The 23,588-nt window shown below is 54.7% G+C and carries 27 protein-coding genes and 2 pseudogenes; 6 read left to right on the top strand and 23 right to left on the bottom strand.

Going from position 1 to position 23,588, the window contains the following annotated elements:
• Positions 1 to 133 precede the first annotated feature (133 nt).
• Entirely contained in the window at positions 134 to 850 is a 717-nt protein-coding gene (locus MWU60_RS14600; protein WP_247228126.1) for a polysaccharide deacetylase family protein, read from the top strand.
• Positions 847 to 1,680, top strand: coding sequence for a glycosyltransferase (locus tag MWU60_RS14605; RefSeq protein ID WP_247228127.1), 834 nt, complete (start codon positions 847 to 849; stop codon positions 1,678 to 1,680). Before MWU60_RS14600 ends, MWU60_RS14605 begins: the two co-directional genes overlap by 4 nt.
• A 53-nt stretch (positions 1,681 to 1,733) precedes the next feature.
• Here MWU60_RS14605 and MWU60_RS14610 read toward each other — a convergent pair whose 3' ends face one another.
• Complete coding sequence (locus MWU60_RS14610; protein ID WP_247228128.1) at positions 1,734 to 2,258, bottom strand: hypothetical protein; 525 nt, start codon at positions 2,256 to 2,258, stop codon at positions 1,734 to 1,736.
• 182 nt (positions 2,259 to 2,440) lie between these two features.
• Positions 2,441 to 2,980, bottom strand: coding sequence for a peptidoglycan-binding protein (locus MWU60_RS14615; RefSeq protein ID WP_247228129.1), 540 nt, complete (start codon positions 2,978 to 2,980; stop codon positions 2,441 to 2,443).
• Positions 2,981 to 3,237: 257 nt separating this feature from the next.
• On the opposite strand from MWU60_RS14615, the gene MWU60_RS14620 reads away from it, so the two are divergent.
• Positions 3,238 to 3,645 (top strand): hypothetical protein, encoded by a 408-nt coding sequence (locus tag MWU60_RS14620; RefSeq protein ID WP_247228130.1) that lies wholly within the window; start codon positions 3,238 to 3,240, stop codon positions 3,643 to 3,645.
• A gap of 81 nt (positions 3,646 to 3,726) precedes the next feature.
• Here the strand turns inward: MWU60_RS14620 and rplP are convergent, their stop codons facing one another.
• From rplP to rpsL, 18 genes and pseudogenes are all read right to left on the bottom strand, one after another.
• A complete protein-coding gene (gene rplP / locus MWU60_RS14625) occupies positions 3,727 to 4,140 on the bottom strand; it encodes a 50S ribosomal protein L16 (RefSeq protein WP_100367924.1) in 414 nt (137 codons plus the stop codon).
• A gap of 14 nt (positions 4,141 to 4,154) precedes the next feature.
• On the bottom strand, positions 4,155 to 4,856 hold the full coding sequence (gene rpsC / locus MWU60_RS14630) for a 30S ribosomal protein S3 (RefSeq protein ID WP_247228131.1): 702 nt from the start codon (positions 4,854 to 4,856) through the stop codon (positions 4,155 to 4,157).
• Positions 4,856 to 5,236 (bottom strand): 50S ribosomal protein L22, encoded by a 381-nt coding sequence (gene rplV / locus MWU60_RS14635; RefSeq protein WP_008236481.1) that lies wholly within the window; start codon positions 5,234 to 5,236, stop codon positions 4,856 to 4,858. The genes rpsC and rplV overlap by 1 nt, the downstream gene beginning before the upstream one ends.
• A gap of 3 nt (positions 5,237 to 5,239) precedes the next feature.
• Positions 5,240 to 5,518, bottom strand: a complete 279-nt coding sequence (rpsS, locus tag MWU60_RS14640) for a 30S ribosomal protein S19 (RefSeq protein WP_008236480.1) — start codon at positions 5,516 to 5,518, stop codon at positions 5,240 to 5,242.
• Positions 5,519 to 5,520: 2 nt separating this feature from the next.
• Positions 5,521 to 6,363: a 50S ribosomal protein L2 gene (gene rplB / locus MWU60_RS14645; RefSeq protein ID WP_247228132.1), complete on the bottom strand. Its 843-nt coding sequence runs from the start codon at positions 6,361 to 6,363 to the stop codon at positions 5,521 to 5,523.
• A gap of 1,494 nt (positions 6,364 to 7,857) precedes the next feature.
• Positions 7,858 to 8,136: pseudogene (locus MWU60_RS14650) on the bottom strand (NAD-binding protein); the annotation flags it as partial.
• Positions 8,137 to 8,700: 564 nt separating this feature from the next.
• Positions 8,701 to 10,800 (bottom strand): methyl-accepting chemotaxis protein, encoded by a 2,100-nt coding sequence (locus MWU60_RS14655; protein WP_247228133.1) that lies wholly within the window; start codon positions 10,798 to 10,800, stop codon positions 8,701 to 8,703.
• A 47-nt stretch (positions 10,801 to 10,847) separates the two neighbouring features.
• Positions 10,848 to 11,216 (bottom strand): annotated as a pseudogene (gene rplD, locus MWU60_RS19530) (50S ribosomal protein L4); the annotation flags it as partial.
• A 44-nt stretch (positions 11,217 to 11,260) separates the two neighbouring features.
• Positions 11,261 to 11,530: a hypothetical protein gene (locus MWU60_RS14665; protein ID WP_247228134.1), complete on the bottom strand. Its 270-nt coding sequence runs from the start codon at positions 11,528 to 11,530 to the stop codon at positions 11,261 to 11,263.
• A 180-nt stretch (positions 11,531 to 11,710) separates the two neighbouring features.
• Positions 11,711 to 12,007: a 50S ribosomal protein L23 gene (locus MWU60_RS14670; protein ID WP_008236551.1), complete on the bottom strand. Its 297-nt coding sequence runs from the start codon at positions 12,005 to 12,007 to the stop codon at positions 11,711 to 11,713.
• On the bottom strand, positions 12,004 to 12,624 hold the full coding sequence (gene rplD / locus MWU60_RS14675) for a 50S ribosomal protein L4 (protein ID WP_247228135.1): 621 nt from the start codon (positions 12,622 to 12,624) through the stop codon (positions 12,004 to 12,006). The genes MWU60_RS14670 and rplD (MWU60_RS14675) overlap by 4 nt, the downstream gene beginning before the upstream one ends.
• Positions 12,624 to 13,475, bottom strand: coding sequence for a 50S ribosomal protein L3 (gene rplC, locus MWU60_RS14680; RefSeq protein WP_247228136.1), 852 nt, complete (start codon positions 13,473 to 13,475; stop codon positions 12,624 to 12,626). Before rplC ends, rplD (MWU60_RS14675) begins: the two co-directional genes overlap by 1 nt.
• A 12-nt stretch (positions 13,476 to 13,487) precedes the next feature.
• Positions 13,488 to 13,799 carry a 30S ribosomal protein S10 gene (gene rpsJ, locus MWU60_RS14685; RefSeq protein WP_008236563.1) on the bottom strand — a complete coding sequence of 104 codons (312 nt, stop codon included), beginning with the start codon at positions 13,797 to 13,799 and terminating at the stop codon, positions 13,488 to 13,490.
• A gap of 362 nt (positions 13,800 to 14,161) precedes the next feature.
• Positions 14,162 to 14,686 carry a lysozyme inhibitor LprI family protein gene (locus MWU60_RS14690; RefSeq protein ID WP_247228137.1) on the bottom strand — a complete coding sequence of 175 codons (525 nt, stop codon included), beginning with the start codon at positions 14,684 to 14,686 and terminating at the stop codon, positions 14,162 to 14,164.
• Positions 14,687 to 15,048: 362 nt separating this feature from the next.
• Complete coding sequence (gene tuf / locus MWU60_RS14695) at positions 15,049 to 16,224, bottom strand: elongation factor Tu (RefSeq protein WP_247228138.1); 1,176 nt, start codon at positions 16,222 to 16,224, stop codon at positions 15,049 to 15,051.
• Positions 16,225 to 16,312: 88 nt separating this feature from the next.
• Positions 16,313 to 18,430, bottom strand: coding sequence for an elongation factor G (gene fusA, locus MWU60_RS14700; RefSeq protein ID WP_247228139.1), 2,118 nt, complete (start codon positions 18,428 to 18,430; stop codon positions 16,313 to 16,315).
• A gap of 15 nt (positions 18,431 to 18,445) precedes the next feature.
• Positions 18,446 to 18,916: a 30S ribosomal protein S7 gene (gene rpsG / locus MWU60_RS14705; protein ID WP_247228140.1), complete on the bottom strand. Its 471-nt coding sequence runs from the start codon at positions 18,914 to 18,916 to the stop codon at positions 18,446 to 18,448.
• 12 nt (positions 18,917 to 18,928) lie between these two features.
• Positions 18,929 to 19,300 (bottom strand): 30S ribosomal protein S12, encoded by a 372-nt coding sequence (gene rpsL / locus MWU60_RS14710; protein ID WP_072901927.1) that lies wholly within the window; start codon positions 19,298 to 19,300, stop codon positions 18,929 to 18,931.
• Between the two features lie 440 nt (positions 19,301 to 19,740).
• On the opposite strand from rpsL, the gene MWU60_RS14715 reads away from it, so the two are divergent.
• Positions 19,741 to 20,316, top strand: a complete 576-nt coding sequence (locus MWU60_RS14715; RefSeq protein ID WP_247228141.1) for a hypothetical protein — start codon at positions 19,741 to 19,743, stop codon at positions 20,314 to 20,316.
• 2 nt (positions 20,317 to 20,318) lie between these two features.
• Here MWU60_RS14715 and MWU60_RS14720 read toward each other — a convergent pair whose 3' ends face one another.
• From MWU60_RS14720 to MWU60_RS14730, 3 genes are all read right to left on the bottom strand, one after another.
• The gene (locus tag MWU60_RS14720) at positions 20,319 to 21,221 is read right to left on the bottom strand and encodes a DMT family transporter (RefSeq protein ID WP_247228142.1); all 903 of its coding nucleotides are present in this window, start codon (positions 21,219 to 21,221) and stop codon (positions 20,319 to 20,321) included.
• A 38-nt stretch (positions 21,222 to 21,259) separates the two neighbouring features.
• A complete protein-coding gene (locus MWU60_RS14725; protein WP_247228143.1) occupies positions 21,260 to 21,667 on the bottom strand; it encodes a universal stress protein in 408 nt (135 codons plus the stop codon).
• Between the two features lie 145 nt (positions 21,668 to 21,812).
• Positions 21,813 to 22,676, bottom strand: coding sequence for a LysR family transcriptional regulator (locus MWU60_RS14730; RefSeq protein ID WP_247228144.1), 864 nt, complete (start codon positions 22,674 to 22,676; stop codon positions 21,813 to 21,815).
• A gap of 121 nt (positions 22,677 to 22,797) precedes the next feature.
• On the opposite strand from MWU60_RS14730, the gene MWU60_RS14735 reads away from it, so the two are divergent.
• Together MWU60_RS14735 and MWU60_RS14740 are read left to right on the top strand one after the other, a co-directional pair.
• A complete protein-coding gene (locus MWU60_RS14735) occupies positions 22,798 to 23,028 on the top strand; it encodes a DUF2892 domain-containing protein (RefSeq protein WP_247228145.1) in 231 nt (76 codons plus the stop codon).
• A 47-nt stretch (positions 23,029 to 23,075) separates the two neighbouring features.
• Positions 23,076 to 23,504: an SRPBCC family protein gene (locus tag MWU60_RS14740; RefSeq protein WP_247228146.1), complete on the top strand. Its 429-nt coding sequence runs from the start codon at positions 23,076 to 23,078 to the stop codon at positions 23,502 to 23,504.
• Positions 23,505 to 23,588 lie beyond the last annotated feature (84 nt).

Below are 23,588 nucleotides of genomic sequence, written 5' to 3' on the forward strand. Positions count from 1 at the left end.
TGCCGTACCGCACCTATTGGCGATCTATGGCCTACGCTTGATCCGTTCCCTGCGGGCCGCTAGGGTCTTTCGAAGTGGCACACTCTGACTTTTTTGCCTGCCTTTAACTTGTACTTTTGAAAATGATTTTCCGATGCAGCCCCACGACAGCAAAATGAAGGATGCGGCCAACCACTCCGTTATCATCCTGCATGGGATCGGCGCGCCGCAGCGCGCGCTGGAGGCTGGCGAGGACGCGTTCTGGCTGTCAAAGGACCTCTTTCGCCGCACTTTGGATCAGATTGCCCTGATGGGTGACGACGCACCAATGATCACCTTTGATGATGGCAATGCATCTGACATCAGTATCGCCATGCCGGAACTTGCGGCACGCAGCCTGACGGCGACGTTCTTTGTGCTGACGCAAAGGTTGGATACGCCCGGATCGTTGACAAGCGAGGATGTCGGGACGCTAGCCAAAGCAGGACACGCCATTGGTCTGCATGGGCATGCGCATGTTGACTGGCGTGAACTGGATGAGGCGGGGCGTCACCGTGAATTTGTCGCGGCACGCGCACGTCTGGCCGAACTGGCAGGATATCCTATTCAAACAGCGGCCGCGCCGTTCGGTCTGTATAACAGACAAACGATCCAGGATCTTCGCGGTCTTAAATTCGACGCACTTTATACTAGTGATCGCGGACTGGCTGACGCGGGTCGCTTTGTGCGCCCACGCAACTGCCTGGAAGGCGCGATGGATCAGACGTCTCTTCAAAATGCATTGCGCGGACGCGTGCCGCCGCTGCGTGCGGTGCGGCGCTGCCTTGGCGTTGCGCGCAAGCGCCTGCTGCCAGTCAGGTTGCGCGCATGATTTCCGTGATCGTGCCCGCCAACAACGAAGAAGGCTACATCGGGCCCTGCCTTGACCTGCTGCTTGCGTCAGATGCCCCCGAAGGAGGACCGATACAGGTTGTCGTCGTGGCCAATGGGTGCACAGACGGCACGGTGGCCGAAGCAAGCGCGAGGACCGCGGCCTTTGCGGCTAAAGGTTGGACGCTTGACGTTTTGGACCTCGTCGAAGGCGGAAAGGTGAATGCACTCAACGCCAGCGAGGACGCCATCCTTTTCCCGCTCAGAGTTTACATTGACGCGGATGTTCATGTCACGCCGCCACTGATCGCGCAGCTTGCCGAGGCACTGGATCGGCCTGAGCCCACCTATGCAGGAGGACGACCGCAAATCCGCCGCGCACGAAACTTCATTTCCGAACGCTACGCGCGTTTCTGGGAAAAGCTGCCCTTTATGGCCACAGGCGTGCCCGGCTGCGGGGTCTTCGGGGTGAATGCGGCGGGCCGGGCGCGCTGGCAGGCATTTCCGCAAGTGATTGCCGATGACACATTCGTCCGCAATAACTTCGCACCAGAGGAAATGCGCGGCGTGCCAGCGACCTATTCCTGGCCTATCACGGAAGGCTTTGTGAATCTGGTGCGGGTTCGCAGACGGCAGGACGAAGGACTGAAAGAAATCCGTGAACGCTGGCCCGATCTGTCTGCTCGGATGGAGCGCACAAACCCTGACCTGAAAGAGAAGCTGGCGCTTTTTCTACGCGATCCCTTGGGTTTTGTGGTCTACGCAAGCGTCGCATTGGCCGTGCGTACGCCGCTTTTCCGCACACAAAGCCAGTGGTACAGAGGGCGGTAAAAGCGGCGTCTTTTCGTGCGTAGGTTGGGGCCTGCCCCGACGCTACTTCGCAATCAAAAGCTAAAGCCAATGACCGCTTGGGTGCTCACCTCAGTCGCGCGCACACCAAAAGTGATGTTATTCACGGACATCGTCAGCAAAGCACCATAGTTGAACTCATAATCCGTTTCAGGTGGCTCATCGGCGTAGCATTGGAACCCGATGAAGGAATCCGGGCAATCAGAGAAGCTTTCTCTCATGCCAAGGATCAGCGCGGCATCGGTGCGCATCTGGCCGGAATTGGACAGATTGGCACCCACCAGCGCGTTGAATGAAAACGCCTGACGGACGGAATCCGTGCCGAATGTTGAATCAAGCATTTCGCCTTCCGCCGCGATATCAACGCCAAAGAGCGCGTTGCTATTGGCAGGTGAGCCCATGAACCCGATGACGAAAGGCGTATCATCGGTCTCCTCGGTCGCGCCGTCGTTATTCACGCCGCCTCCAAAATAGAAAATACTATTACTTGCCGATTGCGCCATCGCTGTAGATGTCAGGCCAAGGGACAAGCAAAGTGCGGCAACTGCTGTCTTGATCATTTCCAAAATTCCGTTGTTGTATCCGTCGCCCGCGATATGAGTGGAATCGGGCTGAAATACGGTTAACACAAGGAGTTGTCGGGACATCGGATCGCTGCACAAACCTAACCTAAGGCAAAAGCCCCAACCGATCTCTCGGCAGGGGCTTATTCTCGAAATTTGGGTCAGACGGCTCTATCGGCCTAGCTGAACCAGCCTTTCATCTTGCCCCAAACGCCTTTTGGCGCGGGCTCTTCGCTGGCGGTGGCTACATCGGTGCCTTCAATTTCGGGCAGTGCTTCTTCTTCAAAGTGCTCTTCGTCAGGCTGCACAGCCGCCTTTTCGACCACAGCAGGCGTGATTTCAGCAAAGGTGTCCATCTTCGCCAAGGTCGCAGGCCCGGCCATGCCGTCAGCGTCCAAACCGTTGGCCGCCTGGAATTCCGCGACCTTCGCCGCTGTCCCCGCACCAAAGATGCCATCGGCGGCAATGCCAAGACCCTCTTGGAGTTTCTTCACCTGCGCGCCGCGCGACCCTTTGCGCAACAGCACCAGCTCAAGCAGACCCATAGCGGTAAACGTATCTGGACCAGCGACACCGTCGGCTGCCAGACCATTGGCAGACTGCCACTCCTTGAGCGCCTTTTCTGTCCCCGGCCCAAAATCGCCGTCGGCGGTGACGCCAAGTTTCGCCTGCAACCGCTTTACAGGTGCGCCCTTCAGGCCACGCTTGAGGATAGACATGTTGATACTCCCTTTTGATTTTTATGTCAGAGCGTTGCTCTTGTCACAAAAGCTATCTCAAAAGGACAGATGCCACGAGGGGAAAGAGGTAAGGCAACTCCCCGCTCTAAAGGAGCTGTCCGGCTGCCCGACAAGGCCGGGCGGTACTCTGCTGCGCAGCGGCGAACTACGAACCCAGAACTGTTCTCAATGCCTTATTTGCGCCAAAACAATCCTCATAGTGAGGGTCACCGATTTTCACTCTATTTGAGGTTGTTATGAAATTTGAGAAAACTCTTCTATCGTTTGCCACAGTACTGGCGCTGACTGCATGTAGCGGCACAATGCAAGGCGTCGTTCGGGGAGATGGGTCACCTGTTCAATTTCAATACGAACAAGGTATGGAAAGTGACACTTACACTGCTCAGGTTGGCGGTGAACAGTTTAGCGGTAAAGCCGTTCAAGCAGACGCACGTTCAGGCTTTGGAACAGTCTTTGGTACAGGTATGCCTTCGACGATAATGACGTCGAGCAGCAGCGGTAACTTTGTTGCGACACTACTTGGCAATCGTGGATCGACGCTCAGATGCCAGATGAACTATGCGAGCAGCCTAGGAGAAACATCAGCAGGTGGTGTGGGTGTTTGTAACCACAGCGATGGCCGGATCATTGACGTGGTTTGGTAGTCGAAAACAAAAAGCCCCCACCGATATCCCGGCAGGGGCTTTCATATTCTAACGTAGGTCGGGGCCTGCCCCGACTCAAACTTACCAATCTTCGCGAACAACCGTCCGTGTCTTGATCGGCAGCTTCATCGCGGCAAGGCGCAGGGCCTCGCGTGCGATTGTCTCGTTCACACCATCAATTTCGAACATCACGCGGCCGGGTTTGACCTTGCATGCCCAGAAATCAATCGAACCTTTACCCTTACCCATACGCACTTCGACGGGCTTGGACGTTACTGGCGTGTCCGGGAAAATCCGGATCCAGACGCGGCCCTGACGCTTCATGTGACGCGTCATGGCACGACGTGCGGCTTCGATTTGACGGGCTGTGATCCGCTCAGGCTCAATGGCTTTCAGGCCATATGTGCCGAAGTTCAGATCAGAACCGCCTTTGGCTTCACCCCGGATACGGCCTTTGTGCAGTTTCCGGTGCTTTGTACGCTTTGGCTGTAGCATTTAAATCAGCTCCCTTAGCGACGTGGGCCGCGAGGGACAGCGCCCTCTTGCAGCTCAGCATGTTTGCGGTCGTGCGCTGATGGATCGTGCTCCATGATCTCACCCTTGTAGATGAAGACCTTGATGCCAATGATCCCATAAGGCGTCATCGCCTCATACAGTGCATAGTCGATGTCGGCGCGCAGTGTGTGCAGCGGCACGCGACCTTCACGGTACCATTCTGTGCGGGCAATCTCTGCACCACCCAGACGGCCGGCAAGGTTCACCCGGATACCAAGGGCGCCCATGCGCATCGCGTTCTGAACAGACCGCTTCATGGCGCGACGGAAAGAGACACGGCGCTCAAGCTGCTGACCAATGCTTTCGGCAACCAAGGCTGCGTCAAGTTCTGGCTTGCGGACTTCAACGATGTTCAGGTGCAGTTCAGATGCGGTCAGATTGGCAAGCTTCTGACGCAGACCTTCGATGTCTGCACCTTTCTTGCCGATGATCACACCGGGACGTGCTGCGTGAATTGTAACGCGGCACTTTTTGTGCGGACGTTCAATGATCACGCGGCTGACGCCGGACTGTGCACATTCTTTCTTGATGAAAGCCTTGATCTTGAGGTCTTCCAACAAAAGGTCGCCATAGTCTTTGGTATCTGCATACCAGCGGCTATCCCAGGTGCGGTTGACCTGAAGACGCATACCGATCGGGTTTACTTTGTTACCCATTATGATTGCTCCTCAACTTGACGCACCTTGATGGTGATCTCTGCAAACGGCTTGATGATCTTGCCAAAACGGCCACGGGCCCGAGGGCGACCGCGCTTCATGGTCAGGTTCTTACCGACATAAGCCTCTGCGACGACCAGTTCATCGACGTCAAGGTTGTGGTTGTTTTCGGCGTTGGCGATGGCCGACTGAAGACACTTCTTCACATCGTCCGAGATACGCTTTTTGCTGAAAGTCAGGTCAGTCAATGCCTGCTCGACTTTCTTGCCACGGATCAGGCCAGCAACGAGGTTCAGCTTTTGCGGGGAGGTACGGAGCATGCGCAGTTTTGCCATTGCTTCGTTATCGGCCACGCGGCGGGGATTCTTATCCTTGCTCATGGCTTACTTCCGCTTCGCTTTTTTGTCAGCGGCGTGACCATAATAGGTCCGCGTTGGCGAATATTCACCAAACTTCTGACCAATCATGTCTTCGCTAACGTTGACAGGGATGTGCTTCTTGCCGTTGTACACACCAAAGGTGAGGCCAACGAACTGAGGCAGGATAGTGGAACGACGCGACCAGATCTTGATCACTTCGTTGCGGCCGCTTTCGCGGGATGCTTCTGCTTTTTTCAAAACATAGGCGTCCACAAAGGGGCCTTTCCATACGGAACGAGCCATTCTTAACGACCCTTCTTTTTGGCATGACGCGAACGCACGATAAGGCGCTGCGATGCTTTGTTTTTGTTACGGGTGCGCTTGCCCTTGGTGTCTTTACCCCAAGGTGTGACAGGCGTCCGACCACCAGATGTCCGGCCTTCACCACCACCGTGCGGGTGGTCGATCGGGTTCATGGCAACACCACGGACACTTGGGCGGATGCCCTTGTGACGCATGCGGCCTGCTTTACCGAAGTTCTGGTTGGAATGGTCAGAGTTTGACACAGCACCAACAGTGGCCATGCATTCCTGACGGATCAGGCGCAATTCACCGGAAGACAGACGGACCTGCGCGTAGCCGCCATCACGGCCCACGAACTGGGCGTATGTACCGGCTGCGCGGGCGATCTGGCCGCCTTTGCCTGGCTTCATTTCGATGTTGTGAATGATCGTACCAATTGGCATGCCAGAGAATGGCATGGCGTTACCGGGCTTAATGTCAGCCTTGGCAGATGCGATCACCTTGTCACCAACAGCGAGGCGCTGCGGGGCAAGGATGTAATTCTGTGTGCCGTCTTCGTACTGGATCAGCGCGATGAATGCGGTGCGGTTCGGGTCATATTCGATCCGTGCGACAACAGCGGACATGTCCAGCTTGTTCCGCTTGAAATCGACGATGCGGTAAAGACGCTTTGCGCCCCCACCAATACGACGCATAGTGATCCGTCCGGTGTTGTTCCGGCCGCCCGATTTGGTCAAACCCTCTGTAAGAGATTTGACAGGACGTCCTTTCCAAAGCTCCGAACGGTCGATCAGCACCAGCCCACGCTGGCCCGGCGTCGTCGGTTTGTACGACTTGAGTGCCATGTTAGCTTCTTCCGTTTGCTTGGCGGGCCCGCAGTGCGAACCCTGATGTTATAGGCCCCCGTAGGTGCCCGGTTGGATGTGTCGGGGGAGCCCCCGACCTACGTAGGCCGAAGTTTTCCCCGGCTTTTCGCATAACACAAAGACCCCGGAACGAATCCGAGGCCAAGCGATTGCGGGGATGTAGCAGGGAGGGGTGAGGGTGGCAAGAGCTTCGGACATTTCGATAGAGAATTCCTCTAGTTGCAGCAAGCCTCATCTTGCTAGCTCTGTATATTCGCTAAGTTACTGATTTTTCATCGTATAGCGAAGCATTGGCATTACTTTAGGCCCCTAGACAAAATGACATGAAGCTTGACTAGTTCCGATTAATACCCACATAATCTCTAAGAAATTCCCCTCGCGTCACTATTTGCTAACTTTTTTACGCCTTATTGTGAGTTTACGGTCGTAGCACAGGCTGTTAGAGATGGTGATAGCTGAAAGGAAAGCCAATGTACGGAATAGTCAGTCAGAAATTTGCATCTGGCAGCTGCTTTATTTGGTGCGAGGACACTGGGAAGGCGTACAGCCATTTTCCCAACCTTGGCGAAGTACTAGATTTGGAAGTTGGGGTTAACGTCAGCTTTACCTTAGAAGATGGCTTTGCAGTCAATGTACTCGCATACGAAAACTTGGACGGCGATATCGACGCAAAAATATACGCGTAGGCGTAATTTGTGTTCTGGTACAACTTTGAGAAAAGCTTTAAATGATGGACTCAACTATTCCAGTTCATAAAGAGTTCTGTATTGCCAACCGAACAACCGATTACTCATAGACCAACTAAAACCGTTAGCCGTAAAAATATTGATGAAATATTGTCCAAGCTTCGGCCGGGCGATATCATAATGAAGTGGAGTGACAGATCTTCCTTGTCGTCTACAATTGAGCTGACTCAAAACTACTTCAAATATCCCCCTCCTTCGCCTTCAATTGTTCACGTGTCACTCTATTCGGGTCACAATGAAGTCATACACGGTACATTTTCTCCAGCTTCACCAAGTAATTCACGCATTCGGCGACAAAGCTTTCTCGAATATTATGATGGCGCTAAAATTTCTGCAGGCAGGCCTACATTGGACGAAAAGAACGTTAAACTGCCCGTCCAAGCGTTACTGTCTAAAGCTGAAGAATTCACATCAATGTACTATAGCATTAACGTTATCGCACTTGGAATAACGTTAGGAACATGGCTAGAAAAAACACGAGTTTCTTTTGGCGCGCGAAGTCATACCAAGTCATTAGAAGAGGAGTTTAAGAGAGGCCAAATCTGCAGCACAGCCATTTTCGAGATATTCAGTGCAGTTATGCAACGATCATCGCCACTTGAGTTGCGGGACTTGTGTCGAACTGCACCGATAGTGATGCCAGCAAACTACTATGTGAATCCCAGACTGGTCTCTGTTTCGTTCTAGATTGCCTTGGTACAGCCAGCTTACTTATTGGAATGTCCTGTCAATCCTTTTTGGTAATGGGCAACCCCACCCCCACCTGGCCCGCATAGACCTTCGCCACCGCCGCATCATCCTCGCCGCCCAGCCCTTGCGCTGCCGCTTCCATGAACTGCGCCAAGGCCGCTTGCGTCACCGGGGCGTCGAACCCCGCCTCCTCTGCAATCTCCAGCACGATCCCAAGGTCTTTGGGCCAGATGTTGACTGAACTATGCGGCGTGTAATCCCCCGCCACGATATGCGGCGCGCGGTTTTCCAGCATCCAGCTGGTGCCGGCGCAGCGACGTAACCGATGCCAACCCATAGGCTACCGCTGGCCCATTCGTTTGTGGCAAATGTTGGATCGCCGGGGAGAACCCCGGCCTACGTAGGTCGGGGCCTGCCCCGACGCATCACTTCCCCGGCAACGTCACACCGACCTGCCCCGCATAGACCTTCGCTAACGGCGCGTGCCTCCGACACTACGTGAACACGTCGCGCGTCACCCTCAGGCTGGCGCTTCAGATTATCAGGCATATCTTCGGCACGACGGGTTTGGCGGATGGCCTGCTTGGGCATCGTTTCAAAGCCTTGAAACAGAACCGCTATTCTTGCAGTTTTACGCATCGCCACGGGATCAATCTGACAAACTGACGGCGCCGGGTTGTCGGGGGATTGCCATGGGTCCCGGCCCCTGTAGCCATCTTGCTGCAGGATCTTTCGTTCATTTTCGCAGCTTCTGCCGTAACAATTCTTTTGAAGTATTAGGCAGTGGTAACGTCATGCGCCATGACCGCGATCCGTGCCCAGAAAAGCAAATAGGCCGACGACTGCACGCCACGCCCACGCCACACTCAGCCAGAGTGCGTCAGCTCGCCTTTGCTAAACCTTCTGCACCTGCATGTGGCCCCCCAGACGTTACGCCCAACCGAAAACCTGATGTCAGTTTGTCCAGTCCTTCGGCATCCCTTGTCAGTTCAACGCTCGCTGCAGTCGTTTGTTCAACCATCGCAGCATTGTGCTGGGTCACTTGATCAAGCTGGACCATCGCAGCGTTTATCTCGGTCAGACCGTTGGCTTGTTCGGTCGAAGCCATCGCGATCTCTGATACCAAAGTGTTGATCTGTTCAACCATTTCTACGATTTCATTCAAAACCGTTCCGGTCTTGCCCACATAGTCAACCCCACGGTCAACATGCTCTGAACTCGCGGAAATCAGGGTCTTGATTTCGTTTGCGGCTTCGGACGAGCGTTGCGCAAGCGCGCGCACCTCAGAGGCCACCACAGCAAACCCGCGTCCGGCATCACCCGCGCGCGCCGCTTCGACGCCCGCATTCAATGCAAGAAGATTGGTCTGAAAGGCAATATCATCAATCACACCAATGATGCGCGATATGCTTTTTGACGATCCTTCAATCTCACCCATGGCAGTGACCGTATTGCTGACCACTTCGCTGGCCTTTTCAGCCTGCGAGCGGGCCTTTGTCACAAAGTGATGTACTTCGCCTGATCGCTCTGCGGATGATTTCACGCTTCCGCTCAATTCTTCGATCGCGGCCACTGTTTCTTCCAGACTTGCAGCCTGGCCTTCTGTCCGGCGAGACAGGTCGCCTGTGGCGTGCGCGAACTCGTCCGCACCGCTGCGAATACGCGCGGAGCGTTCATAAATTCCCACCATCGCCGATCTCAATTTATCGACTGCGCCGTTATAATCTGCCAAGAGTTTGTCATATCCGCCGCCGAACTGGGCTTCGATACGCCACTGCAAATCCCCATCAGCTAAACGTTCAAGACTGGATTGCAGGACTTCCGTGACCTTTTCCTGACTTTCCTGCAAGCGCGCTGCGTCAGCCTCCAACACCTTGCGCCTGTCTTCATTCTGTCCCAGAGCTTCAACGGCTTTGGAAATTTCGCTGATTTCATATATTTTCGACCCGGGCAAAGCACCAATGTCCTGCCCAGCCATGACGCGTCTTAGCGCTTCGACATAAGACGTCAGCGGTGTCGCGATCGCGCGCGATGACCGCTGCATCGCTACAAAGACACCGATTATGCTGGCGAAAACAACCCCAAACGATGCTACAATAAAGAATTGTCGCGCCTGACTGTCAGCCGCAAGTTTCGCCTTTGAAACCGTATCAGCAGCCGTCTTCAGTTCGGCAATCAGCGGCGTCACCTCACTGTATAAATTGGATAGAACGCGCCGCGCCTCGCGTTCCGCAAAAGTAGCCTGAGCGAGCGCATTGAAGGCGTTTTGATACACTAAAAGAAGATCATTCGCTTGCGTCGCGACAGCCTGTGATCCGAAGGCAGTCACTGGAAATGCTTGAAATTCTTCGACACGGGCCGCGATGCGGTCAACGTATTTTTGATCAACCCGCATTATAAAGTCTTTCTCATGCCGGCGCATCATCAACATCTTGACGGTAAGTGCGTCATTTCCAACCTCACCCAAAAGGGTTTCAATGCTGTGAACTGCACCGCGTAATTCGCCCTCTAATCCAAGGTCGGGCTGCAAACCAACTTGCCGTGTCAGCCGTACCAGCGTTTCGAACTGCGTCACATACGTCTGCCACGTTTCAGATATTTCTTGAATACGCACGTCACTATCTGGCACGTTCAGCCGGCGCGCCTGATCACCAATTCTAGTCAAATCCGAAAGCGCAGTCGCTACTGCTTCTGCATGTCGTTGCGCATATCTTTCTTCTCGCCGCAGTATGAAATCCTTTTCTGCGCGCCGGGCCTGCAGCAAATCGATATCTAGATCACGCAAGTGCATTTCGAAATCGGCCACGTCTTGTTTGGCGCGATCAGTTTCATCTTCTTTATGAAGAAAGAACGCCCCAAGGGCCATCATAAGAAGAAAAGCAAACACAGTGATCAGCGTGTTGCGCGTCAGGACAGTTTTGATCGTCACAGTAAGCTCCCAAATAATCGGCTTTGCATCGCATGATCGGGTAGGGTCCATGAATAGCTGCACGATCCTTTAGATTTGGTTTCCAAACAGCAAGATTTCTAAAGCGGCCCCAACATCACTTTCATTCCGGCGCCGGATACTTTCCCGTGCCTGGCAACGTCATACCCACCTGCCCTGCACAGACCTTGGCCACGGTCGCATCTTCCTCGCTGCCTGGCTGAGGACTGATAGCAAGCAAGATGAAAGGCCCCCGCGTTTCCGCGAGGGCCCTCATCAATTCGTTCGGTGGCTGACTTAAAGACCAGTAGATACGTCGATTGTGTTACCTTCCAGCCCAATGCGCCGACCTGTTTGGGCAGAGCAGAGGTCTTGGCGTCTTTGACATTGATATCATCGACAATCACCAACGCGCCTGCTGCAACTTTTGCAGACAAAGCGTGCTTGAGACCAAGCTTGCGGAACTTCTTGGGCTGACCGATGCCACCCCACGGGCAGTCGCTGGCCCTTCGTGTTAGCCGCCTGCTTGTATCTTTTTCACGTGCTCAAGCACATACCCATCGATGCAGGCTTGATGCGCAAAGGCCAGTCGCGCATTGCCCTGCGCAACAGCGTCTTCGACGGACATATCCGGAATGCCCTCTTGGGTACAGATAGCGCCATAGAACGCGACGACTTCTTCTGGCGTGGCGCCCGCTGGCGGGCTGGGCGTGGCCGCAGGCGGCGTGCAAGCGGCAAGGGCTAATGCCAAGACCGTAAGAACCGTCAATTTCATATTAGACATCTGTATCTCCTGTTTCATACGCCTTGGGCCAACGTGCATCGCGGCCCAGGCGAATTTGAAACTATAGCTTCGCTCAATGGGAACCTCAACTTCAGCAAAACCTTGCCCTGCAACACCCACGACGCAAAAAGGCCCCTGCATCACTGCGAGGGCCTTCTCCATTTCGTCCGACCTTGGGTCTTACAGACCAGTCGACACATCAATCGTGTTGCCCTCTTCGAGCGTCACATAGGCCTTTTTCACGTCTTTGCGTGTGCCCAGCGACCCGCGAAAGCGCTTCACTTTACCTTTGGTGATGGATGTGTTGACCGCTTTGACCTTCACACCAAAGAGGCTTTCAACAGCTTCCTTGATCATCGGCTTGTTGGCGTCGATCGCAACTTCGAAAACAACGGCATTGGCTTCGGACGCCATTGTTGCTTTCTCGGTGATGATCGGCTTGCGGATCACATCGTAATGTTCTGCTTTAGCGTTCATGCTAAACGAGCCTCCAGAGCTTCGACGCCTGCTTTGGTCAACACGAGTGTGTCGCTGCGCAGGATGTCGTAAACGTTGGCACCCTGAGACGGGAGAACGTTAATGGTTGTGATGTTGGCGGCGGCCTTTTTGAAGTCAGCGTTGACTTCGGCACCGTCGATGATCAGCGCGCGCTTCCAGCCCAACGCGCCGACCTGTTTGGCCAGAGCAGAGGTCTTGGCGTCTTTGACATTGATGTCATCGACAATCACCAGTTCACCTGCTGCAACTTTTGCAGACAAAGCGTGCTTGAGACCAAGCTTGCGGAACTTCTTTGGCAGATCATGCGCGTGGCTACGGGGGGTTGGACCCTTGTAGATACCACCGGAACGGAAGATCGGAGCACCGCGCGAGCCGTGACGTGCGCCACCTGTGCCCTTTTGGCGATAGATCTTCTTGGTGGAATAGCTCACTTCGGAACGACCCAGCACATCGTGTGTACCTGCCATTGCCTTGTTACGCTGCCAGCGGACGACGCGGTGCAAGATGTCCTTGCGTGGCTCAAGACCGAAGATTTCGTCGTTCAGTTCGACGGAACCAGCTTTCTTGCCGTCCAGTTTGATTGCATCAGCCTTCATTATTTATCACCTTCTTCTGGCGCGGCATCGTCTGCCGAGGCTTCAGTTGTGGCTTCTGCTTCAGCAGCTTCCAATGCCGCCTGTTCTGCTTCGGCTGCGGCCTTTGCGGCGGCTTCCTCTTCAGCGGCAGCAGCGGCGGCGGCTTCTGCGGCCAGACGCTCAGCTTCTTCGGCCATGGATTTCAGACCAGCAGGATAAATCACGTTCTCAGGTGTCGGCTTTTTGACCGCATCCTTGATTGTGACCCAGCCACCTTTGGAACCGGGAACAGCGCCCTTGACCATGATGACACCGCGGGTGGCGTCGGTCTTAACGACTTGCAGGTTCTGGGTTGTGACTTTCGCCGCACCCATGTGACCGGCCATCTTCTTGCCTTTGAAGACTTTACCCGGATCCTGACACTGGCCAGTGGAACCATGCGAACGGTGAGAGATCGACACACCGTGTGTCGCGCGCAGACCACCAAAGTTGTGGCGCTTCATCGCACCGGCAAAACCTTTACCGATAGATGTACCACAGACGTCAACATACTGACCTTCGAAGTAGTGGTTCGCTGTCAGTGTTTCGCCCACATTGATCATGTTCTCTGGGGCAACGCGGAACTCAGCAACCTTGCGCTTGGGTTCGACTTTGGCCTTTGCGAAGTGACCGCGCATCGCTTGTGACGTGCGCTTGGCTTTGGCGTTGCCTGCACCCAGCTGAACAGCTGTGTAGCCGTTTGTCTCGGGCGTGCGCTGTGCCACAACCTGCAGATTTTCGAGGGAAAGAACGGTCACAGGGATCTGCTTGCCGTCTTCCATGAAAAGCCGGGTCATGCCGACTTTCTTTGCGATAAGTCCTGTACGGAGCATATGATCTACCCCTTATACAGAAATCTGAACGTCAACACCGGCGGCCAGGTCGAGCTTCATCAGCGCGTCCACGGTCTGTGGTGTTGGGTCGATGATGTCGAGAAGGCGCTTGTGCGTGCGGATCTCGAACTGATCGCGGGATTTCTTGTCAACGTGGGGGCCACGCAGAACGGTGAACTTTTCGATCTTGTTTGGAAGTGGGATCGGTCCACGCACAGATGCGCCAGTGCGCTTTGCTGTGCTGACGATTTCCTGTGTGCTTGCATCAAGCACCCGGAAATCAAACGCCTTGAGGCGAATACGGATGTTTTGGCTCGCTGCCATGTCATCACCCTTTATCTAGGGTCTGAAACGGATTGGACGATAGAGGCTCATCCCCTACCCTCGTCGCGTCTTTGGTCCAACGTATAAAGGGCACGCGCGGCGTACCCTTGTTGGATTGGGGTGCTATAGGGGGAGTCGGGGGATGTGTAAAGGGGGTTTGGCGTTGAGTGGTTCACAACCTCAGAAGATGCTAATTCCTCACTTGTCTAACCAGTGTCTGGTTAGAGCACTTTGCGGATGTGGATAGCCGAAGGCTATGGAGTACGCAAATTCGAGGGCGGCCGTCTCTTTGACACCACCATAAGCGATTTGTCTTTATGATTAAGATGCAATCACAACCCGTTTATGATCAGCCAGGCTTATTAAAAGAACCGTTCCAGATTCTGGGCTTGCTGGATTGACAGAATTGTAATGCATTCAGCCGTGACCGCTCCCCAGCCTGACCCTCCCGAGTGCCAGCCAACAATGTTCTTTTCGGAACACATTTCATCTGCGAACTGAATCCACTGCCGCTGAGCCACGCGCAGATTGGCGATACTCTCTTGGTCGCCAGGTCGCGACGGTCCTTGGGCAATTACCCGTTGGTAAACAGCGTTAAGATACTCGTCCGCACGTCCCGCGCCAATGTAGTTACAGTACTCGCTAGGTGACACAGCGGCTCCTCCGGGAATAGGGAGCCCTTTGCTTTCGAGAACTGTTTCCAAGTCTATTACACACTCTTGAATACCTGCTATGACGCAAGCTGCCTGATCGATAGACTCAATTGCGAAACACGCTTCAACTTGAAGATAGGATTCATCGTATTCAGCGGAAGCTGCCTCCCAATCATTTGCTTGCGCACTTGCCGCTACAACTACAAAACCAAAAGCCAGTATCTGTCTAAGCATCAGTATTTTCCTTTAGTAGATCGCTTGTGGTGAAAATTTACCCAGCATTGCTCAAGTGCTTGCTGTTTGGTGCACAACTTGAAGGAGATTGCCTTGTAGTCAAGCGATTTCTTGGTTGGTCGCAAATTCAGGCATGACGACAATTTCCAATGGGGATATCCAGCAGCGAAAACGAAGCGCATCGTAAGAACTAACACCGCGGGCTAGATTGGCTGGAGGGTCATGTGCGGGCATGGCGCACTAGCAGCAAACCAAAAGCAAAAAGGCCGCCGCAAATCTGCGACGGCCTTTCGTTTGTTTGGTCATGCGGTGGGTTTTCACCCACCCTACGTAGGGTGGGTGCAACCCACGCGTGGTCGTGCTTACTCGACGATCTTGGACACAACACCGGCACCAACAGTCCGGCCGCCTTCGCGGATGGCGAAGCGCAGGCCGTCTTCCATCGCGATCGGTGCGATCAGCTCGACGTTGAACTTCAGGTTGTCGCCCGGCATCACCATCTCTGTGCCCGCTGGCAGCTCAACCGTGCCGGTCACGTCTGTGGTCCGGAAGTAGAACTGTGGGCGGTAGTTGGCGAAGAACGGCGTGTGACGCCCACCCTCTTCCTTGGTCAGGATATAGGCTTCGGCTTCGAACTTGGTGTGTGGCTTTACCGAACCCGGCTTACACAGGATCTGACCACGCTCAACGCCTTCACGGTCCACACCGCGCAGAAGCGCACCGATGTTGTCGCCAGCTTCACCGCTGTCCAGCAGCTTGCGGAACATTTCAACGCCTGTGCAGGTCGTCTTGGTGGTGTCGCGGATACCGACGATTTCGATCTCGTCGCCCACGTTGATCACGCCACGCTCAACACGGCCCGTCACAACAGTACCGCGGCCAGAGATCGAGAACACGTCCTCGATTGGCATCAGGAACGGCAGGTCAACCGCACGTGCAGGTGTCGGGATGTAGGTGTCGACAGCTTCCATCAGCTTGCGGATGGATTCTTCGCCGATCTCGGGATCGCGGCCTTCCATTGCAGCCAGAGCCGAACCGGGGATGACAGGAATGTCGTCGCCGGGGTACTCGTAAGAGGACAGCAGTTCGCGGATTTCCATCTCGACCAGCTCAAGCAGCTCGTCGTCGTCAACCTGATCGACCTTGTTCATGTAGACAACCATGTACGGGATACCAACCTGACGGCCGAGCAGGATGTGCTCGCGGGTCTGTGGCATCGGGCCGTCGGCTGCGTTCACAACCAGGATCGCGCCGTCCATCTGGGCGGCACCGGTGATCATGTTCTTGACGTAGTCGGCGTGGCCGGGGCAATCGACGTGGGCGTAGTGACGCGCCTCTGTCTCATACTCGACGTGGGCTGTAGAGATCGTGATCCCACGGGCCTTTTCTTCGGGCGCGCCATCAATCTGGTCATACGCCTGGAAGTCACCAAAATACTTGGTGATCGCCGCTGTCAGCGTCGTCTTGCCGTGGTCAACGTGGCCAATCGTGCCAATGTTTACGTGCGGCTTATTACGTTCAAACTTTGCCTTTGCCATGGTGTGGCTCCTTCAATTTAGTTGGGGCGGCGGGGATAACCCCGCCCTACGGGATGGTGGTAGGGCGGGGTTATCCCCGCCGCACCGCTTATGCGTATTTCGCTTGGATCTCTTCAGAGATGTTGCTTGGAACCGGCTCGTAGTGGTCAAACTGCATCGAGAAGTTGGCTCTACCGCTCGACATGGAACGCAACGTGTTGATGTAGCCGAACATGTTCGCCAATGGCACCATTGCGTCGATTGCAATGGCGTTACCGCGTGTGTCCTGACCCTGCACCTGACCGCGACGTGATGTCAGGTCGCCGATGATACCACCGGTGTGTTCTTCAGGTGTGATCACCTCAACCTTCATGATCGGCTCAAGCAGTTTCGCACCAGCTTTGCGCATGCCTTCACGCATACACATACGGGCCGCGATTTCGAACGCCATGATGGAGGAGTCAACGTCGTGGAACTTTCCGTCGATCAAAGCCACCTTAAAGTCGATCACGGGGAAGCCGGCCAAGGGGCCGTTATCCATGACAGACCGGATGCCTTTTTCAACACCGGGGATGTATTCCTTGGGCACCGAACCACCGACAACGCGGCTTTCGAATGAGAAACCTTCGCCGGGCTCTGTCGGGGAGATGATCATTTTCACTTCACCGAACTGACCTGAACCACCCGACTGCTTTTTGTGGGTGTAGGTATGCTCAACCTCGTGGCCGATTGTTTCACGGTATGCCACCTGTGGCGCACCGATGTTGGCTTCAACCTTGAATTCGCGCTTCATGCGGTCGACAAGAATGTCGAGGTGCAATTCGCCCATGCCCTTCATGATGGTCTGACCGGATTCAAGGTCAGTCTCAACGCGGAAGGAAGGATCCTCAGCAGACAAACGCTGCAAAGCAAGGCCCATCTTTTCCTGATCACCCTTTGTCTTTGGCTCAACGGCGATCTCGATCACAGGATCCGGGAACGTCATTGTTTCAAGAACGACAGGCTCTGCAACAGAACACAATGTGTCACCTGTTGTTGTGTCCTTCAGACCACCCAGCGCGATGATGTCGCCGGAAAACGCTTCCGAGATTTCATCACGGTCGTTGGAGTGCATGATCATCATGCGGCCGACACGTTCTTTTTTGCCTTTGGTGGAGTTCAGGAATGTATCGCCTTTTTCCAGCTTACCCGAATAGATGCGGGTAAACGTCAGCGAGCCCACAAATGGGTCATTCCAGATTTTGAACGCCAGCGCAGAGAAGGCCATATCATCGTCCGCACGGCGGGCAATGTTACGCACTTCGTCTTCGTCGCCGGGCAAGAAGCCCATGTAGTCCACGACGTCAAGCGGGCTTGGCAGATAGTCAACAACTGCGTTCAACAGCGGCTGAACACCTTTGTTTTTGAACGCAGACCCACCCAGAACAGGAACGAAAGACATGCTGAGCGTCGCTTTGCGGATCATTTCGCGCAGCTTTGCGACGTCAGGCTCGTTACCTTCAAGGTACGCTTCCATTGCATCGTCGTCTTGCTCAACCGCACCTTCGATCAGCTTTTCGCGCCATTCGTTGGCCAGGTCTTGCAGGCTTTCACGAATAGGGGCTTTGGTCCAAGACGCACCAAGGTCTTCACCCTGCCACAACCATTCTTCCATAGTGACAAGGTCAACCAGGCCTTCCAGCTCGGTTTCGGCACCAATTGGGAATGCGATTGGCAATGCGCGTGCGCCAGTGCGGTCTTCGACCATCTCAACACATTTGAAGAAGTCAGCGCCGATTTTATCCATCTTGTTGACGAAAACCATGCGCGGCACTTTATAACGGTCAGCCTGACGCCAAACAGTTTCTGTCTGCGGCTCAACACCGGCGTTGGCGTCAAGAACACAGACCGCACCGTCAAGCACAGCCAAAGAACGCTCAACTTCAATCGTGAAGTCAACGTGGCCGGGTGTGTCGATGATGTTCAGGCGGTGCTTGGGGCCATCAGGCGTCGCACCATCTTCTGTGCGCTCCCAGAAAGTAGTCGTCGCAGCAGATGTGATCGTAATGCCGCGCTCTTGCTCTTGCTCCATGTGGTCCATGGTCGCCGCGCCGTCGTGGACTTCGCCGATGTTATGTTCTTTGCCTGTATAATACAGGATGCGCTCGGAACATGTGGTTTTGCCGGCGTCGATGTGCGCCATGATACCAAAGTTCCGGTACAGTTCGAGAGGATACTCGCGTGCCATATCAGATGCTTCCTATTACCAGCGGTAGTGGCTGAACGCTTTGTTCGCGTCGGCCATTTTATGGGTGTCTTCACGCTTCTTGACGGCTGTGCCGCGGCCGTTGACCGCGTCCATCAGCTCGCCTGCAAGGCGCTCTTCCATCGTGTTTTCGTTGCGCTTTTTCGCAGCAGCGATCAGCCAGCGGATAGCCAATGCCTCGCGACGCTCTGGGCGCACTTCGACGGGTACCTGATAGGTCGCACCACCGACGCGGCGCGAACGCACTTCGACGGATGGTTTGATGTTTTCAAGGCACTCATGGAAGACTTCCATAGGGGATTTCTTCAGCTTGTCTTCAACGCGATCGAATGCGTTGTAAACGATGCGTTCGGCGACGGCTTTCTTACCGTCAACCATCAGGTTGTTCATGAACTTTGTCAGAACAAGGTCACCAAACTTTGCGTCTGGCAGGACTTCGCGTTTTTCAGCGGCGTGACGACGTGACATCTAATCTTTTCCTTACTTAGGACGCTTCGCGCCGTATTTCGAACGACGTTGCTTACGGTCTTTGACACCTTGGGTATCAAGTACACCGCGCAGGATGTGGTAACGCACACCTGGAAGGTCTTTTACACGGCCGCCACGGATCAGAACCACTGAGTGTTCCTGAAGGTTGTGGCTTTCACCGGGGATGTAAGAGATGACCTCAAAACCGTTTGTCAGGCGCACTTTGGCAACCTTACGCATGGCCGAGTTCGGCTTCTTAGGTGTCGTTGTATAAACGCGTGTGCAAACACCGCGTTTTTGTGGGCATCCCTCCATGTGGAGCGACTTGGATCTGGTGACTTTTGGCTGGCGCGGCTTGCGGATCAGCTGCTGAATCGTTGGCATCGTTTGATGTTCCCATCTATTCACATGTTGCGTCCGGCAAACGCTGAGTTTCAAAACTGCTTTCACTTCGGAAAGCACAAAAATTCCGCAGTCGAACCCTTACCGGAGGTTCGGTGCGGTGAGCTCCAGAGGAACAAAGCAGTAAAAGCGCTCGGTTCTTGGCCACGACGTGGTATAATAACGGGACTATAAGGGTTTCCCCTCGGCCCGGATGAGCGGCGTATAGGTGGAGTCGGTTGGGCTGTCAACAGTGCCACAACGCCCACCCCGCGTCTCAGTCGCGCACCTGTTATCTGGCGGCGCGAAGGCGTCAATAACATCCAACGATATCCTATAGCAATCAGGCTTTATTGCTTAACGAAGCCCCCTTGCCCCATCTGTTGTTGCAAGGCGCAAAAGCCGCGCCAGCCCTTTGCAACCATCACGATGGAGCCCAAAACATGAACCGTATCACAGTTAGTATAATCAGCCTCGCCGCCCTTTCGGCCTGCATGAGCGCAAGCGAGAATGAGCCTTCCGTCACTGCCTCGGATGTGGATCGTGCCTTTGCCGAGGCAGAAGCGATCAGCAGATTGCCTTTGACCAGCACAGCCAACTTGCCCACAGGCAGCGTGACCTATCGCGGTCAGTTAGGCGCAAATGTAAGCGGTGATGCCAATGGCAGCATTTTGGGTGACATGGCCATGCGCGTCGATTTTGCAGACAATGACATTGATGGCAGTGTCACGAACATTAACCTGATTGATCCCAACGGGGAACCTAACCAACGCTTTGATGGCAGTCTGAACATTGACGGGGTTGAAAGCAGCGGTCGACTTGATGCCTTTGCATCGGGTCAGATTACCGGTGTGGACAACGACGGGGTTGAGGTCGACAGCCAGATGCTTTTGACGCTTGATGGTGACGTCCATGACGGCTTGCGTCGCGGCGATGCAGTCTTTGGGTCAGCCGAAGGGACCGCGCGCGGCGAATTCAATATGGATGTCGATGGCGTCTTCTTCGGGAGAGCAGACTAAGCCTATTTGATACGGTCCGGCATAATCCTGTGCCGGATCTTCAGCTTCGTCTCTCGGTAGAGCGTAAAAAGCCCTGTGACCACAACGACAGCACCACCGGCCAAGGCCAACGCGTTGGGCCATTCACCAAAGACGATGACACCAAGGATCAACGCGACCAACAAGCTGGTGTAGCGGAACGGGGCGACAAACCCGATTTCACCAAATCGCATCGCATTCGCGGATGCGATGTAAGCAAAGATCATGAATGTCATCGCACCGGCCAACTGCAAGCCGGACGTTCTGGTAAGCGGCTCCCACGAGGTGAAAAGCGACCCACCCGCCCCCAGTCCCATGACACCAACTGCCGCAATCAACCCCACAAACACAGCTGGCACGTCATGCGACATGCGCCGCATGGCGATATCGCGCATCGTCGCACAGGCGACAGCACCAAGCGCATAAATGCTATAGCTACTGAAATCCGCACCACCTGGCTGAATGATCAACAGCACTCCGACAAAGCCAACAAAGATTGCCGTCAGCCTGCGCCAGCCAAGCGCCTCGCCCAAGATCAGCGCCGCAGCAAGGCTGACACTCAGAGGCAGCACCTGCAAAATCGCACTCACGTTCGCAATGGGCATGTTGAAGAGGGCGGTCAGAAAGAAGAACGTGCCCCCAACCTCGCCCGCCGTGCGCAGCAGCAAAAGGCCCCAATCGCGTCGCGGAAACCGGAAACGTAGCTGACCCAGCATGCGGCACATGATCGCCAGAAAAATCACCGCACCGACCCCGCGCAAAAAGATCGCCTGAAACAGCGGGATTTCATCCGACAGTGCCTTCATGAAAGCATCGTTGAACGTATAGGCGCACATCGCGCACACCATGAAAAGTGCGCCGCGGATATTGTCAGACAGGACCGGCATGGCGCTGGCGTATCAGCGCCATCCAGACAAAGCCAGCATTAGCGCAGCACATGCACCGCGCATTTGGCATGGCGCACAACCTTGGCCGCTGTGGACCCCAGAAGGTAATCCTGCATGCCCGGTTGGTGACTGGCCACGATGATCAGGTCCACATCGTTATTGTCGGCATGGGCAAGGATGGTACGCGAGGAATGCCCGTCCACTACCACCGCAGATGCGTTATCGACCCCATCAACAAGCGATTGCAGACTTGCCACAACATCGGCCTTCGCAGTCTCAAGGTGACCGGCGGGCAAATACTCGGTCGCGTATTTCGGCAACTGTTCCATCACATGCAGGCAGGTGATTGTCCCGCCATCGGCGCGGAGCGCCTTGGCGATTTCCATCGCACCTTGGGCATTGCGGTCAGCTTCGAATGAAACGGGAACGAGGATGTTGTTGTACATGATTTGGGTCCTTTGATTATGACCACAGCGTAGCAGCCCAGCGCACGGATAGCTTTGATCTAGGTCACCCGGATTGCGATGATTTTGACTGTGCGCAGCGGCGCCGTCGGGAAGACGCCATGCCGATGCTTGTTTCAGATAGGCTCTAGCCAATACCAGCCACAAACCGGCTCTGTTTTGAAATTGCGGCAAAGACGAACTCTGCAAAAATGCGTACGCGTTCCAGCCGCCGCAGGTCTGGATGCTGAAGCAACCACGCCGTCAATGTCGGTTGTGTGAAATGTGGAACCACCCGCTGTAGCCGGTCATCGCGGTCCCCCATCACGCAAGGTAACAGAGCCATTCCCAAGCCTTCCCGCGCTGCCTGCGCCTGCAACTCAAGATCCGGGATCGTCCAGTCAACAGGCGCGTTTGAAAATGGGGTCGTTGCGATCCGTTCTTGAAAGCGGACAGTATTCGTCCAACCGATCCAGCCCATCCCTTGCGGATCTGCGGTTCCGCGGGCGCAGAATATCGCGTCATGAAATGGCGGTAATCGTCTTCCAACAAGATAATCATCGGGTTCTTCCGAGAACCGAACAGCGATGTCAGCGTCCCGCTTGTTCAGATCTGTAAATCTATTCGTTGATACGATCTCAATCTCAATCTCGGGGTACTTTGCCCGGAAATCGGCCAAGATGGGAAGCATCAGATATTTCAGGACAGCCGGTGGCGCCGTCAACCTGACCGCGCCTTTGAGAACAACATCAGCACCTGCCACTTCGCGCTCAACCTCAAGAAAGTCAGCTTCGATTTGCTGCGCCTTGTGAAGAAGCGTTTCCCCCGGCCCTGTGATCAACAGCCCTTCCGGCGTTCGATCAAAAACCTGTGCGCCCAGCGCGTGTTCTAACGTCTGTAGTCTGCGTAGAACTGTCGAATGGCTGGTCCCCAAACTGACTGCCGCCGCACGCGCTGATCGTCCTCGCTCTAACGCCAGGAACACTTTCAAGTCATTCCAATCCAAGGACATTCTAGTTTCCTCCGGATGCGGTCCATTAATGGACCACAGTATATTCAAAATTGGATCACGCGGACCAATATGATCCATGCCATAACTCTTTCCGGAAATGAACCCAGAAAGGAAACACCAAATGTCACTTCTTCAACGTCTCATGACCCGGAATGTCGGCACCATCGACAGAATTGTTCGCGCCGTCCCCGCCCTTATTGTCACCCTTCTTTGGTTCAACGGCACGCTAACGGGCATTGCTCTTGTGATTAGCGCGGTACTGGCAGTGATGCTCTTACTCACGTCAATCACGGCACGCTGTTCAATCTACGCAATGCTGGGCTTCAGCACCTGCCCCGTGAACAATTCTTGATCACAAAAAGACCTCACTCTCAAAGCTCACCCAAATCAGGATAAAACATGACCCACCACATTCGCGCGGAACGTAACATTCCAATTGGTGCAGATATACTTTGGCAGACCGTCAGCCAAATGACCGAGATGGAAAAATGGTATCCGGGCTTGATCCGGGAAAGCGAAGTTCTGGAGGCCGATTCAGCGCAACCGCGCAGGACCTGTGTCATGCAAGATGGCGGCATCTTGAAGGAACGGATACTGCTTCGCGATGCGGCGACCCGCACCTTCAGCTACGCTATTGATGAGCACGGGTTGCCCGCCAGGAACGTCGTCGGGACGATCCGTATCGACGATCTAGGCGACGGGACCAGCCATGTTTCCTGGTCCGCTCAGCTTGTGCTTGATCCCGGCACAGCTGAAAAGTTCGGGCCAATGGTTCAGGGGATGTATGACAACGGACTTGCGTCGCTGGAGGCACATCACCAAAGCTAGTCGTTCGCCCAAAGTTGGGTTTTTTGCGAATGCATCGTGGCACCAAACAAAAAGGCCCCCGCCAGAAGCGAGGGCCTTTTTCAA

The sequence above is a fragment of the Yoonia sp. F2084L genome, assembly GCF_023015625.1.
Classification (GTDB): domain Bacteria; phylum Pseudomonadota; class Alphaproteobacteria; order Rhodobacterales; family Rhodobacteraceae; genus Yoonia.

Excerpts from the sequence above, each read along its gene's own strand:
- MWU60_RS14600 (WP_247228126.1), top strand. The coding sequence starts at position 134 with ATGCAGCCCCACGACAGCAAAATGAAGGATGCGGCCAACCACTCCGTT.
- MWU60_RS14605 (WP_247228127.1), top strand. The coding sequence starts at position 847 with ATGATTTCCGTGATCGTGCCCGCCAACAACGAAGAAGGCTACATCGGG.
- MWU60_RS14610 (WP_247228128.1), bottom strand. The coding sequence starts at position 2,258 with ATGATCAAGACAGCAGTTGCCGCACTTTGCTTGTCCCTTGGCCTGACA.
- MWU60_RS14615 (WP_247228129.1), bottom strand. The coding sequence starts at position 2,980 with ATGTCTATCCTCAAGCGTGGCCTGAAGGGCGCACCTGTAAAGCGGTTG.
- MWU60_RS14620 (WP_247228130.1), top strand. The coding sequence starts at position 3,238 with ATGAAATTTGAGAAAACTCTTCTATCGTTTGCCACAGTACTGGCGCTG.
- rplP (WP_100367924.1), bottom strand. The coding sequence starts at position 4,140 with ATGCTACAGCCAAAGCGTACAAAGCACCGGAAACTGCACAAAGGCCGT.
- rpsC (WP_247228131.1), bottom strand. The coding sequence starts at position 4,856 with ATGGGTAACAAAGTAAACCCGATCGGTATGCGTCTTCAGGTCAACCGC.
- rplV (WP_008236481.1), bottom strand. The coding sequence starts at position 5,236 with ATGAGCAAGGATAAGAATCCCCGCCGCGTGGCCGATAACGAAGCAATG.
- rpsS (WP_008236480.1), bottom strand. The coding sequence starts at position 5,518 with ATGGCTCGTTCCGTATGGAAAGGCCCCTTTGTGGACGCCTATGTTTTG.
- rplB (WP_247228132.1), bottom strand. The coding sequence starts at position 6,363 with ATGGCACTCAAGTCGTACAAACCGACGACGCCGGGCCAGCGTGGGCTG.
- MWU60_RS14655 (WP_247228133.1), bottom strand. The coding sequence starts at position 10,800 with ATGGACCCTACCCGATCATGCGATGCAAAGCCGATTATTTGGGAGCTT.
- MWU60_RS14665 (WP_247228134.1), bottom strand. The coding sequence starts at position 11,530 with ATGTCTAATATGAAATTGACGGTTCTTACGGTCTTGGCATTAGCCCTT.
- MWU60_RS14670 (WP_008236551.1), bottom strand. The coding sequence starts at position 12,007 with ATGAACGCTAAAGCAGAACATTACGATGTGATCCGCAAGCCGATCATC.
- rplD (WP_247228135.1), bottom strand. The coding sequence starts at position 12,624 with ATGAAGGCTGATGCAATCAAACTGGACGGCAAGAAAGCTGGTTCCGTC.
- rplC (WP_247228136.1), bottom strand. The coding sequence starts at position 13,475 with ATGCTCCGTACAGGACTTATCGCAAAGAAAGTCGGCATGACCCGGCTT.
- rpsJ (WP_008236563.1), bottom strand. The coding sequence starts at position 13,799 with ATGGCAGCGAGCCAAAACATCCGTATTCGCCTCAAGGCGTTTGATTTC.
- MWU60_RS14690 (WP_247228137.1), bottom strand. The coding sequence starts at position 14,686 with ATGCTTAGACAGATACTGGCTTTTGGTTTTGTAGTTGTAGCGGCAAGT.
- tuf (WP_247228138.1), bottom strand. The coding sequence starts at position 16,224 with ATGGCAAAGGCAAAGTTTGAACGTAATAAGCCGCACGTAAACATTGGC.
- fusA (WP_247228139.1), bottom strand. The coding sequence starts at position 18,430 with ATGGCACGCGAGTATCCTCTCGAACTGTACCGGAACTTTGGTATCATG.
- rpsG (WP_247228140.1), bottom strand. The coding sequence starts at position 18,916 with ATGTCACGTCGTCACGCCGCTGAAAAACGCGAAGTCCTGCCAGACGCA.
- rpsL (WP_072901927.1), bottom strand. The coding sequence starts at position 19,300 with ATGCCAACGATTCAGCAGCTGATCCGCAAGCCGCGCCAGCCAAAAGTC.
- MWU60_RS14715 (WP_247228141.1), top strand. The coding sequence starts at position 19,741 with ATGAACCGTATCACAGTTAGTATAATCAGCCTCGCCGCCCTTTCGGCC.
- MWU60_RS14720 (WP_247228142.1), bottom strand. The coding sequence starts at position 21,221 with ATGCCGGTCCTGTCTGACAATATCCGCGGCGCACTTTTCATGGTGTGC.
- MWU60_RS14725 (WP_247228143.1), bottom strand. The coding sequence starts at position 21,667 with ATGTACAACAACATCCTCGTTCCCGTTTCATTCGAAGCTGACCGCAAT.
- MWU60_RS14730 (WP_247228144.1), bottom strand. The coding sequence starts at position 22,676 with ATGTCCTTGGATTGGAATGACTTGAAAGTGTTCCTGGCGTTAGAGCGA.
- MWU60_RS14735 (WP_247228145.1), top strand. The coding sequence starts at position 22,798 with ATGTCACTTCTTCAACGTCTCATGACCCGGAATGTCGGCACCATCGAC.
- MWU60_RS14740 (WP_247228146.1), top strand. The coding sequence starts at position 23,076 with ATGACCCACCACATTCGCGCGGAACGTAACATTCCAATTGGTGCAGAT.